The 11,810-nt window shown below is 72.3% G+C and carries 10 protein-coding genes; 3 read left to right on the top strand and 7 right to left on the bottom strand.

All coding sequences use genetic code 11. From position 1 onward, the window contains the following. Positions 1–47: 47 nt before the first annotated feature. On the top strand, positions 48–3,155 hold the full coding sequence (locus tag ACQRWP_RS10915; RefSeq protein WP_430502114.1) for a BTAD domain-containing putative transcriptional regulator: 3,108 nt from the start codon (positions 48–50) through the stop codon (positions 3,153–3,155). Here the strand turns inward: ACQRWP_RS10915 and ACQRWP_RS10910 are convergent. Next, positions 3,143–3,679 (bottom strand): calcium-binding protein, encoded by a 537-nt coding sequence (locus ACQRWP_RS10910; protein WP_430502113.1) that lies wholly within the window; start codon positions 3,677–3,679, stop codon positions 3,143–3,145. The genes ACQRWP_RS10915 and ACQRWP_RS10910 overlap by 13 nt on opposite strands. 189 nt (positions 3,680–3,868) lie before the next feature. Here ACQRWP_RS10910 and ACQRWP_RS10905 point away from each other — a divergent pair, with 189 nt between their 5' ends. Continuing rightward, positions 3,869–4,717, top strand: coding sequence for a hypothetical protein (locus ACQRWP_RS10905; protein ID WP_430502112.1), 849 nt, complete (start codon positions 3,869–3,871; stop codon positions 4,715–4,717). A gap of 61 nt (positions 4,718–4,778) precedes the next feature. Here the strand turns inward: ACQRWP_RS10905 and ACQRWP_RS10900 are convergent, their stop codons facing one another. The 6 genes from ACQRWP_RS10900 to ACQRWP_RS10875 all read right to left on the bottom strand — a co-directional run bounded on the left by ACQRWP_RS10900 (position 4,779) and on the right by ACQRWP_RS10875 (position 10,234). Beyond that, the gene (locus ACQRWP_RS10900) at positions 4,779–5,495 is read right to left on the bottom strand and encodes a thymidine kinase (protein ID WP_430502111.1); all 717 of its coding nucleotides are present in this window, start codon (positions 5,493–5,495) and stop codon (positions 4,779–4,781) included. Positions 5,496–5,551: 56 nt separating this feature from the next. Further along, positions 5,552–6,946, bottom strand: a complete 1,395-nt coding sequence (locus ACQRWP_RS10895) for an MFS transporter (protein ID WP_430502110.1) — start codon at positions 6,944–6,946, stop codon at positions 5,552–5,554. A 17-nt stretch (positions 6,947–6,963) separates the two neighbouring features. Continuing rightward, the gene (locus tag ACQRWP_RS10890) at positions 6,964–7,731 is read right to left on the bottom strand and encodes a glycerophosphodiester phosphodiesterase (protein WP_238677996.1); all 768 of its coding nucleotides are present in this window, start codon (positions 7,729–7,731) and stop codon (positions 6,964–6,966) included. Between the two features lie 88 nt (positions 7,732–7,819). Then, on the bottom strand, positions 7,820–8,779 hold the full coding sequence (locus ACQRWP_RS10885) for an SDR family NAD(P)-dependent oxidoreductase (RefSeq protein WP_430502109.1): 960 nt from the start codon (positions 8,777–8,779) through the stop codon (positions 7,820–7,822). 48 nt (positions 8,780–8,827) lie between these two features. Further along, positions 8,828–9,403 carry a TetR/AcrR family transcriptional regulator gene (locus ACQRWP_RS10880; protein ID WP_430502108.1) on the bottom strand — a complete coding sequence of 192 codons (576 nt, stop codon included), beginning with the start codon at positions 9,401–9,403 and terminating at the stop codon, positions 8,828–8,830. A gap of 57 nt (positions 9,404–9,460) precedes the next feature. Then, the gene (locus tag ACQRWP_RS10875) at positions 9,461–10,234 is read right to left on the bottom strand and encodes a lysophospholipid acyltransferase family protein (protein ID WP_430503181.1); all 774 of its coding nucleotides are present in this window, start codon (positions 10,232–10,234) and stop codon (positions 9,461–9,463) included. Between the two features lie 153 nt (positions 10,235–10,387). Between ACQRWP_RS10875 and ACQRWP_RS10870 the strand changes: the two genes are divergently transcribed. Continuing rightward, positions 10,388–11,800 carry a cytochrome ubiquinol oxidase subunit I gene (locus tag ACQRWP_RS10870; RefSeq protein ID WP_430503180.1) on the top strand — a complete coding sequence of 471 codons (1,413 nt, stop codon included), beginning with the start codon at positions 10,388–10,390 and terminating at the stop codon, positions 11,798–11,800. Positions 11,801–11,810: the final 10 nt, after the last annotated feature.

Below are 11,810 nucleotides of genomic sequence, written 5' to 3'. Positions count from 1 at the left end.
CCCTCCGGGTGACCTTCCGCAGTGCTCGGACGAGCGGAGGCGACCCGATGACGACCGCGCAACAGACCTGGCCACAGCGGTGGTTGGTGCTGGTCGCCGCCGCCGGCTACGGCAAGACCACAGCCCTGGAGACCATCGGTGGAGACGGCCCGACAACCTGTCACCGGGCGACCGACCTGATCGAGGCGGCCGCACACGCCACCGGCCCGCCGACGACCACGCAGCCCCTGGAACGGGTCGCGGTGGACGAGGTGTCCGCGCTCGCCGAGGACGACCAACTGACCCTGGTACGCCTGTTGACCGCGCTGCCGGGTCAGCCGGCGGTGACGCTGGCGGCCCGGCACCCGCTGGCCGCCGCGACGCTGAGCGCCTGTGCCGTACCCGTCGTCGAGCGCGGGCCGGAGACGCTCGCCCTCAACCGGGACGCGGTCGCCCGGATCCTGCGCGACGAGCACGCGGTGCCCGACAGTGACCTGGCCTACCTGGTGTACGAGCTGACCGCCGGCTGGCCAGCGTGGGTGCACCTCGCCGGTGACGCCCTCGGCCGGCAGGGCGTCGGCCGGCGGGAGCTGCTCGCGGCCCTGACCGAGCCCGGCACCGCGGGCGGGCACTTCGCCCGCGACGAGGTCCTCGCCGAAATGCCCCCGCCGGTGGCGCGGCTGCTCGGTCGCGTCCACGACCTCGACCCGATCAGCGCGCCGCTGTGTGCGGCCGTCGGCTGTCACGCCACGGCCGAGGGCACCGCGGAGGCGTTGCGCTGGGCGACCCGCACCGGGCTGTTGGTCGCCCACCCCCGCCGGCACCCCGGTCGCACGCCGCCGACGTTGCAGCTGGTCCGGGTGCTCGCCGAGGTGTTGGCGCAGCAACCGGGCCGGCCCGAAGCCGCAGAACGCCGTCGGCTGGACGCCGCCGCCGACTGGTACCTCGCCAATGCGTACCCGCTGGCGGCGGCCCGAGCCCTGAACGACGCGGGGGACACCGCCCGGTGCGCCCACCTGATCGCGCGCCACGGCGGCGAGATGCTCGCCGCCGGCGGGGCGCCCGAGGTCACCGACCTGGTCACCGCGTTACCGCAGGCCGAGCAGAGCCCCGACATCCGGCTGATCCACGGTGAGGCGCTGCGAATGTCCGGCTCGGTGACCCAGGCGGCACGGGTCTTCGCCCCGCTGCTGGCGCAGGCGGACCGGGACCGTCGCTGGCCGGCACGGTTGCTCTGGCGGGCGGCGATGGTGCCGTACCTGCGCGCCGACTACGCGGGCGCCCTGGCCGTGCTCGACCTGGCCGGTACACAGCCGACGGTCGTCCCGCCCGGCCCGGACGACGTGCTGGTGCTGGCGTGCCGCGCCAGCACCCTCGCCCAGCTCGGCCAGGTCGAGGACGCCATCACCACCGGGACCCGGGCGCTCGCCGCGGCGCAGCACCTCAACGAGGACGGCCCGTTGGCGGCGGCGCACATAGCGGCGGCACTGACCTCGTCCGGCACCCGCCGCGACGGGCACCTCGCGGATGCCCTGGCGGCGGCCGAACGCGCGGGCGACCTGGTCCAGCAGGCGCGAGTCCTGGTCAACCAGGCGCACTGCCTGCTGCGGGAGGCCCGTTACCCGTCGGCGCTGGCCACCGCCGTGCGGGCCGTCCGCGCGGCGGAACTCGCCGGCCCGCCGGGTGTGCTGGTGACCGCGTTGCACAACGCCGGTGAGGCGCTGCTGCGGCTCGGGCGCTACGAGGAGGCGTCGCTGCACTTCAGCCGGTCCACCTCGGTCTCGCAGCGGTTGGGGCTGCGCCGGGCGGCGGCCGGTGTCTACGGGATCGCCGAGGTCAGTCGCCGCCTCGGCCGGCGCGAGGAGGCGTTGGCGGCCTTCGCCGAGGCGGTGGAGCTGGCCCGCGACGTGGGAGACCTCCAGGTGCTCATTCCGGCGCTGGTCGGCCTGGCTCGGCTGCGGTGCGAGGGCGTTTGCGTCGACCTCGCGGCCGCCCGCGCCGCCGCCGACGAGGCGCACCGTCTGGCACCGGCGTACCTGCTCTCGTACGCGCTGGTCGCGACGGGCTGGGTGGCGTACGCCGGGGGTGATCTGGGGTTGGCCCGGCGGCGGGCGGCCGATGCGGTCGGCGCGGCCCGGGCCGGTCGGCAGTCCGACGCGTTGGCGGAGGCGTTGGAGCTCACCGCCGCGGTCGCCGCCGAGCCGGCCGCGAGCCGCGCCGCGTTGCTGGAGGCCGCAGAGATCTGGCAGGCGGCGGGCGCGACCCCGGCCGCCGAGCAGACCGTCGTCCTGCTCGGCCGCATCCCGGGCGCCGACGGCGCGCAGCGGTCGGCGGCGCAGCTGGCCGCCGACCGGTTGGTGGCGCTCGGGGTCGAGACTGTCGACGGGCGGCAGTTGTCCGAGACCTCCGCCGGGAGCGGCGCCGTCGAGGTGCGGGTGCTCGGCCGGTTCGAGGTCATCGTCGGCGGGCGGGAGGTCCCGCTGCCGGCGTGGCGGTCCCGGCAGGCCCGTACGCTGCTGAAGATCCTCGTCGCCCGGCGTGGCCGTGCCATCGGGCGCGCCGAACTGTGTGAGCTGTTGTGGCCCGACGACGAGCCGAGGCGCACCGCGCACCGCCTGTCGGTGCTGCTGTCCGCCGTGCGGGCCGTGCTCGACCCGCCCCGCCGGTGGCCCGTCGACCGGTACGTGCGCGCCGACCTGACCGGCGTACGCGTCGACCTGACCCGGGTGGTCGTCGACGCGGAGCGCCTCCTCGCCGACGTGCCGCGGGCCGAGCGCCTCGGTCGCGACGGCGACCCGGCACGGGCCCGCGAACTGCTCGCCGAGGTGGACGCCGCCTACCGGGGCGACGCCTTCGCCGACGAGCCGTACGAGGACTGGGCCGACGGGCTACGCGAACAGACCCGCTCGGTGTGGTTGCGGGCGCTGCGCGAACTCGCCCGCCTGTACCGGCGCGACGGACACGCCGACCGGGCCGCCACCACCCTGGTCCGGCTGCTCGACGCCGACTCCTACGACGAGTGGGCGCACCGCGCGCTGGTCGCGACGCTGGTCGGCGCCGGCCGGCACGGGGAGGCCCGCCGGGCGTTCGACAGGTGGTCCGGGGCGATGCGCGCGATCGACGCACCGCCCCCGGACCCGGGTCTGCTGCGCAGACGCGCCGGTCAGCAGCTGTAGAAGTTCACGCTGCCCGCGTCGGTCTGCACGTACGAGTAGAAGATCGCGCCGAGGTCGACCTCGGCGTCCTCCGCGCAGGTGTCCTCCCCGGGCCCACCGTCGAGGGTGTCACCGCCGGTGCCACCCGTGACGGTGTCGCCGGCCACCCCGATCAGCAGGTCGGCGCCGTGGGCGCCGGAGAGGACGTCGTTGCCTTCCAGGCCGGCGAGCAGGTCGGCGCCGCCGCCGCCGGCGATGAAGTCCCCGCAGCCCTCACCGTAGATGGTGTCGTCACCCCAGCCGCCGTGGATCGTGTCGACGCCACCGCCGCCGTAGATGGTGTCGTCGCCACCGAGCCCGTAGATCTCGTCGGGTCCGCCACCGCCGTAGATGATGTCGTCGCCCTCGGTGCCCATGATCGGGTCGCCGTCGGTGGTGGCGCACGGGTTCGCGTTCGGGTCGGCGTGCGCCGCGCCGCCGCCGACCAGACCGGCGCTGAGCAGTAGGGCAGCCAGTACCGCCGCCACCGACGCTCGGGTACGCATGATGGAACCTCCTGTTCGTGGGCCCCGTCCGGAGCCCGCCGACGCCACGATGACGTCGCGCGCAGGGTCGCAGCCACACGTCATCGTGGCGTCAGTACGACGCGCTGCTGACGCCCTCCTGACAGCCGTGCGGAGTCTGATCCCACAGCCGTCGTCGACAGTCGACGAGGCAGTGCGGAGGGAAGATCAATGAAGCGGAAACTGGCTGGTCTGGCAGTGCTGACCGGCATGGCGGCGGCCACGACGTTGCTCGCACCGGTGACCCCGGCGCAGGCGTCGGTCGGCCTGTACCGGGTCGCCGCCACCAGCGTCCTGGACGCGACGAACCCCAAGACGATGGCCATCTCCTGCAACGGCGCCGACCAGGTGGTCGGTGCCGGTGGGCGCATCAACGACGGTCAGGGCGACGTCCTGATGACCCGCGTGTACGCCGACGCCACCCTGCACACGGTGACCGTGCTGGGCGTGGAGGCCAACGCCACGAACGTGCCGTGGTCGGTGGACGCGTTCGCGGTCTGCGCACCGGCCGGGGCGGTGGCGGGCCTGCAACTGGTCACCACTACGTCGACGAACAACGCACTCGACAAGGTGGGCATCACCGCCGTCTGCCCGGCGGGCAAGAAGACCTTCGGCGGCGGGTACCGGATCGACAACGCCAACGCCGCCGTGGCGATCGACGAGTTGGCGTTCACATCGGCGCTCAACTCGGTGTCGAGCACGGCGTACGTGTTCGGCGCGCCGGGCAACTTCACGTTGCAGACCCAGGCGTTCTGCGCCAACCCGCTGCCGGCGATGGCGTTGACCGAGGCGACGAGCGCGTTCAACGCGAACGCGCCAAAGTCGGTGACCACGCCGGTCTGCGCGGCGGGGTCGCAGACCGCGGGGGTCGGTGCGGTGCTGACCGGGCTCACCGGGGCCGGTTCGGTGGCGACCCTGCTGCCCAGGGCTGCGCTGGACAGCGCGGAGTCGACCGGACGGGAGATCGTCGCGTTCGCCGCGGGGTGGAACGTCAGGGCGCAGCAGGTCTGCGTGGGCTGATCCACCCGTACCAGGGCCGGTCGTCCCCACCACGGGGGTGGCCGGCCCTCGCAGGGGCGCCTCAGTCGCGGGGGCCGAGGTCGCCGCTGCGGTAGTGCCGGCGGCAGAGCACCTGGTAGCGCACCTCGGCGGTGTCGACGGTGTCGCCGATGACGACCTGGGCGCCCTCACGGACGACCCGCCCGTTGACGACCCGGGCGTTGAGCAACCCTTCGCGGCCGCACCAGCAGAGCACCTCGACCTGGATGCGGGCCACCTCGTCGGCCAGCTCGAACAGGCGTTGCGCGGCGGGGAACAGCCGCGACCGGAAGTCGGTGGCCAGGCCGAAAGCGAACACGTCGACGTCGTAGCTGTCGACCAGCTCGGCCATCTGCTCGACGTGCTCGACGGTGTAGAAGCACGCCTCGTCGCAGATCAGGTAGTCGACGCGTACCCCGTCGGCCCACCGGCCGCGCACCAGGGCCCGCAGGTCCAGGTCGTCGGTGACCTCGATGGCCTCGTGGGCCAGGCCGATGCGGGTGGTGACCTGCGGTCCCAGCGACCGGTCGATGCGGGTGGTGACCAGCCCGCGCCGGCCCTGCCGGGCGTGGTTGTAGTTCATCTGCAACGCCATCGTGGACTTGCCGCAGTCCATCGGCCCCCAGAAGAACTTCAACGCCGCCGCGTGCACCGGACGCCCGTCGAGCCCGCGCGCGGCCGCGCACCCGGCCGGGGCGTGTGGCTGGCCGGGGAACGGGTGGGCCAGGCAGGTCGGTGCGGTGGCGGCGTCGTCGGTCACGGTCGGGCAGCCTAGCCCATTGACCGGCCCGAATCGGTTGGGCGCGGGACCCGTGCTCAGAGCACCCGGGGTGGCGTGTTGCCCGCGGCCACGATGGCACGGCGGATCGGCACGGCGGCGAGGAGTAGGAACCCGACCACGAAGAAGATCAGCAGTGAGACCAGGCCCACCCGGTACGAGGCGGTGAGTTGGAACACCAGGCCGAAGGCGAGCGGGCCGAGCCAGCTGGTGCCCTTGTCGCTGATCTCGTAGAAGCCGTAGTACTCGCCTTCCTTCCCGGCCGGGATGAGCTGGCTGAACAGCGACCGGCTCAGCGCCTGGCTGCCGCCGAGGACCAGGCCGATGGCCGCGCCGAGGACCATGAACGGCACCGGCGCCTCGGCCGGCAGCCGGAACGCGCCGATGATCACACCGGTCCAGAGGACCAGGCTGAGCAGCACGGTCTTCCAGGCGCCGATGCGCTTGGCCAGCGCGCCGAGGCTCAACGCGCCCCCGAAGGCGAGGAACTGCACCAGCAGGATGGTGATGATCAGGGTGCTCTGGTCCAGCCGCAGTTCCTCGGTGCCGTACTGGCTGGCCAGGGTGATGACGGTCTGGATGCCGTCGTTGTAGACCAGGAACGCCAGCAGGAAGAACAGCGTCAACGGGTACGCCTTGATCTCCCGCAGGGTGCGGCCCAGCTGCCGGAACCCGTCGGTGAGCACGTTGCCCCGCCGGGCGAGCGCCGCCGCCGCGCTGGGGCGTTCCCGCAGCCAGCGCAGCGGCACCAGGGTGAACACCGCCCACCACACCCCGGCGGAGACGATCGACCAGCGGGCCAGGTCCAGGGTGCGCTGCGGGTTGTCGTCCTCGCTGAACAGGGTGACCGCGACCAGGTTGAACGCCAGCAGCAGGCCACCGCCCAGGTAGCCCAGCGCCCAGCCGCGGCTGGAGATGCCGTCGCGTTCGTCCGGGCCGCCGAGCTGCGGCAGGAACGAGTTGTAGACCACGACGGCCGCGCCGAAGGAGATGTTGGCGACCAGGAAGAGCGCCCCACCGAGCAGGTAGCGGTCACCGGTGACGAAGATCATCGCGACGGTCGCGCCGGCGCCGGTGAACGCGGCGCCACCGAGCAGCCGCTTCTTGTGCGCCGACCGGTCGGCGATCGCCCCGATCACCGGCAGCACGAACACGGTGAGGAACACCGACAGCGAGATCAGATACGGGTAGTAGGACCCGGCCGCCACCCGGATGCCCAGCGGGTACACGTACCCGTCGCAGGTGTCCGCGCCCAACTCGCACCCGGCGGCCAACTCGGCGACGGTGGTGATGAACGGGCCCAGAAACACCGTGATGACTGTGGTCTGGAACGCGGAGTTGGCCCAGTCGTAGATGTACCAGCCGCGCCGCTCCTGGCGAGTGCTCGCCGGAGGCGGGGTGTCGTCCACCGTGGGGGTCACGGTCTCGGCCATCGGGGGTCCTTCGATCCTCAGGCGGCCCAGTGGCCGCGGCTGCGGTAGACGTCGCGCAGCACGCCGACGTGATCGGTCATGATGCCATCCACGCCACGATCCAGTAACTCGTGCATCTGGGCTGGTTCGTCGATCGTCCAGACGTGCACCTGCAGGCCTATGCGGTGGCAGTAGTCGAGGAACCGGCGGTCCACCACCGGCACCCGCCCGTAGCGCGGCGGCACCTGCGCGGCGACCACCGACGGCGGTAGCCGCAGCGGACGCCCGTGCAGGGAGGCCAACCGCAGCCGGGCGACTCCGCGCATGCCCAGGCTGGTGGCGACCCGTCCCTCGGTGAGCGCCCGCAGCCGGGTCAGCCGGGCGTCGCTGAACGAGGCGAGCAGCACCCGGTCGCCGGCGCCGGCCCGGGTCACTGTCGCGACCGTCGGCTCGACACCACCGTCGGCCTTCACGTCGATGTTGAAGCGGACCTGGGGCCACGCCCCCAACACCTCGTCGAGCCGGGGTACGACGGCAGCGCCGCCGACCCGTACCGAGGCGAGGTCCGCCCAGCTCATCTCGGCGATGCGTCCCGCCTCACCGGTGACCCGGCGCAGCGTCGGGTCGTGGAAGATCACCGCCACGCCGTCCGCGGTGGCGTGCACGTCGGTCTCCACGTACCGGTAGCCCAGCCCGATGGCCCGGGCGAACGCCTCGGTGGTGTTCTCGTCGCCCTCGGCCGCGCCGCCACGGTGGGCGAACGCCAGCGGCGCCGGCGCGTCGAGGTAGCCGAATCGGGTCAACACGCGACGCAGTATGCCCGCGGTTGGTGGCCGGCGGGTGGCCGGCCGGCGTCTGTCGCCCGCTCGCGCCGCCGCCTGCTCCGGTACCCGGTCAGCGCCGCAGGAGCCGGAGAGTTTCGTCCCAGAGGACGTCGGCGTCAGTGTCATCGAGGGCGTACGGGAGAACGCCGCTCCTGCCGTCGGCCCGCTCGGTGATGACCGAGGCCTCGTTGCCGTCCTCGAAATAGCGGCCGGTCACGCCCTCGACCTCGGGGCTGGCGGCCAGCAGGACCGAGGTGGCCGCGCCTTGCTGGGGGGTCTTCCAGCCCGGCGGCACCTCCAGGCGGTTGCCCTGCTCGTCGAGCGCGCCGACCCAGCGCAACTGCGCGTCGTCGAGGTGCCGTTGCAGGTTGGTCATGATGCCGCCGGGGTGCAGGGCATTGGCGGTGATGCCGTCGGCGGCCCACTTCCTGGCCAGGGCGACGGTGAACAGGATGGTGGCGGTCTTCGACTGGCCGTACGCCGACCACGCCTCGTAGGGCCGGGCGGTGAAGTGGATGTCGTCGAAGACGACCGGGGACTGCTGGTGGGCCGACGAGCTGACGACGACGATGCGGGCGCCCTGCGCGGCGGCCAGCGCGTCGCGCAGACCCAGGGTCAGTGCGGCGTGGCCGAGGTGGTTGATGGCGAACTGCGCCTCCCAGCCGTCGGCTGTCCTGGTCAGCTCGGGCACGGCCATGATGCCGGCGTTGTTCACCAGGATGTGCAGCGGGCCTGTCCAGCCGGCCACGAAGGCGTCGATGGTGGCGCGGTCGGCCAGGTCGAGGTGGTCGACCCGGACCTTGCCGGGTGTCCCGCCGGCCGTGATGTCGGCGGCGGCGCGCTCACCGGCGGCGGTGTCGCGTACGGCCAACGTCACCTCGGCGCCGGTGTCGGCCAGCGCCCGGGCGGTCTCCAGGCCGATCCCGGACGCGCCGCCGGTGACGATGGCCCGCCGGCCGGTGAGGTCGACGCCGTCGACCACCTCAGCGGCGGTCGACTGGGCCGAGTACGGGGTGATGATTCGTGACATTTCGGGCCTCCAGGGGCGCAAGGTCATGGCGTTTCAGGGCGGGGTGTGTCAGCGGTGGAGCAGCCGCAGAGCCCGGCGCAGCCGGTCGCGGAACTCGTCCCTGGAGGTCGAGGTCGACTTCCAGGTGAGCGCCGCGGAGAAGAGCAGGTCCATGACGTCGTCCGCGGTCCGCCCCTCGTCGAGCAGACCGGCCGGCGCGACGGCCTCGATGTGGGCTCGCAGTGCCACCTGAGCCCGCACCTGGTAGTCGTGGAACATCGAGCCCAACTGTGGCTCGCTGTTCTCCAGCAGGTCGTTGAGGTCGCGGGCCATCTGGGTGTCGATGTACGAGCCCATCAGGGCGTCCAGCCCGGCCACGACCTGCTCGTCGAAGCTCGTCGACTGGTCGGCGAGGCAGGCTTCCATGGCGTGCTGGGCGCGTTCCATGACGCCCTGCATGGTGGCGCGGTACAGCTGCTCCTTGCTGGGGAACATCAGGTACAGGCCGGGTCGGGAGATGCCCGCCGCCTTGGCGACCGCCTCCATCGACGTCTTCTGGAAGCCGTAGCGCCCGAAGACCGCGACCGCCGCCGCGAGGACGGCTGTGCGCTTCGGGTCTGCGTCATCCATCTCCACGGTGCTCACGCTAGACAGATTAGACGACTTTTCAAAAGTTGTCTAACGCGTTCACCGGGGCGGGCGTCAGGCCGAACGGCGGCGGTGCGCCCGAGTGGGGTCGCTCGGGCGGCCGGGGTCGACATGGCGGGGCAGGTCCGGCTCGTCGGGGCGCAGCGGGGCGAGGGTGTCGGTGATCGCGTCGATGATCCGGTCGGTGGCGCGGCGGGCCGCGCCGGGGTTGGCGGCCGCCGTCTCACCCAGGTCGACGGGAGTGCCGAAGTGCACCCGGATCACCGGTCGACGCCACAGCGAGCGGGCGACGCCGCCCAGCATTCCGCGGGGCGCCTGATAGGGCAGCACCTCGTGCGAACCCCACTGGGCGACCGGGACGACCGGGGCGCCGCAGGCCAGGGCGAGTCGGGCGGCGCCGGTCTTGCCGCGTTCGGGCCACAGGCCGGGGTCCAGGCCGATACGCCCCTCGGGGTAGATGAGGATCACCGAGCCGCGGGCGACGGCCGTGGCGGCGTCGTCGAGAGCCCGGTGCACGGCGCTGGTGCCGCGGTCGACCCGGATGTGCCCGGCGTGGCGCATGGCGGCGCCGAACGCCGGGACGCGGAACAGTCCGGCGGTCGCCATGATCCGCGGGGCGATGCCACGGGTGTGGCAGGCGGCGGCCATGACCACCGGATCGAACGGGCTGATGTGGTTGGCGGCCAGCACCAGCGGGCCGCGACGCAGGTACGCCGGGACGTCGCCGGTGACCTCGAGGCGGGCGAGCAGGCCGACCAGGCCCCGGGCCAACAGCAGGGCTGCGCGCCAGATCAGCGGCGGCTGCCAGGCGGTGTGTGCGGTGTCCATCAGCGCGCCATCGTCGCACGCGTCGGCGGGGCCGCGAGGGCGGGTCGGGGTGATCAGGGTCATTGGTCCCGGGAGGGTGCGGGCCGTCCAGCGTTCTACGACGAGCAGTAGTATTTACTACGTCTCGTAGTACGGATGGTTGGGGGTTTTCAGGTGGACGCGTTGGACGTTGCCCGCTGGCAGTTCGGTGTCACCACCGTCTACCACTTTCTCTTCGTACCGCTGACCATCGGCCTCTCCGTGCTGGTGGCCATCCTGCAGACGATGTGGCACCGCACCGGCAACGAGCGTTACCTCAAGCTCACCAAGTTCTACGGCAAGCTGTTCCTGATCAACTTTGCCATGGGCGTGGTCACCGGCATCGTGCAGGAGTTCCAGTTCGGCATGAACTGGAGCGACTACTCCCGCTTCGTCGGCGACGTCTTCGGCGCCCCCCTGGCCATCGAGGCGCTCGTCGCGTTCTTCCTCGAATCCACCTTCATCGGCCTGTGGATCTTCGGCTGGGACCGGCTGCCCAAGCGGGCGCACCTGGCCAGCATCTGGGCCGCCGCGATCGGCACCAACCTCAGCGCGTACTTCATCCTCGCCGCGAACTCGTTCATGCAGAACCCGGTCGGCTACCGGATCGACCCCGACAGCGGACGCGCCGAGTTGACCGACTTCCCGGCCGTGCTGACCAACAAGGTCGCCCTGATCACCTTCCCGCACACCCTGGCCGGCTCATTCCTGGTCGCCGGGTCGCTGATCGTCGCGGTCGGCCTGTGGCACGTCATCCGCAACCGCGACTCCGCCGACACCGGCGCGTACCGCTTCGCCACCAAGTTCGGCTCCTGGGTGGTCCTGGTCGCCTCCGCGGCCGTGCTGTTCACCGGCGACATCCAGGGCAAGATCATGACGGACGTGCAGCCGATGAAGATGGCCGCCGCCGAGGGCCTCTACACCACGGAGAGCCCCGCCTCGTTCTCCGTGCTCACCATCGGCAGCCTGGACGGCAGCCGCGAGGTGTTCGCCCTCAAGATCCCGTACCTGCTGTCGTACCTGGGCACCGGTGACCCGAACGGCACCGTGCACGGCATCAACGACCTACAGGCGCAGTACGCCACCCAGTACGGCGCGGGCAGCTACACCCCGATCATCCCGGTCACCTACTGGAGCTTCCGCTTCATGATCGCCTTCGGGATGGCGGCCGGCGCGATCGCCCTGCTGGTGCTCTGGAGCCAGCGCAAGGGTCGCACCCCGAGCAGCAAGTGGCTGCTGCGCGCCGGGCTGGCCATGCCGGTGCTGCCGTTGCTGGCCAACTCCTTCGGCTGGATCTTCACCGAGATGGGTCGCCAGCCGTGGATCGTCTTCGGCGAGATGCTCACCCGCAACGGGGTGTCCCGCAGCGTCTCGCTGGCCGAGGTGCTCACCTCGTTCACCGCCTTCACGCTGATCTACGCCACCCTCGCCGTGATCGAGGTCAAGCTGCTGCTGCGCTACGCCAAGGCCGGCGTGCCGGACGTCAGCGAGCAACCCCCCACCGACGACACCGACGACGCCGAGCGCCCGCTCGCCTTCGCCTACTGATCCCGGAGCC

This window comes from Micromonospora trifolii, assembly GCF_050516465.1.
Classification (GTDB): Bacteria; Actinomycetota; Actinomycetes; order Mycobacteriales; family Micromonosporaceae; genus Micromonospora; species Micromonospora trifolii.
Note: the sequence above shows the minus strand (reverse complement) of the source record. Positions and strands in the feature narration are given on the sequence as shown.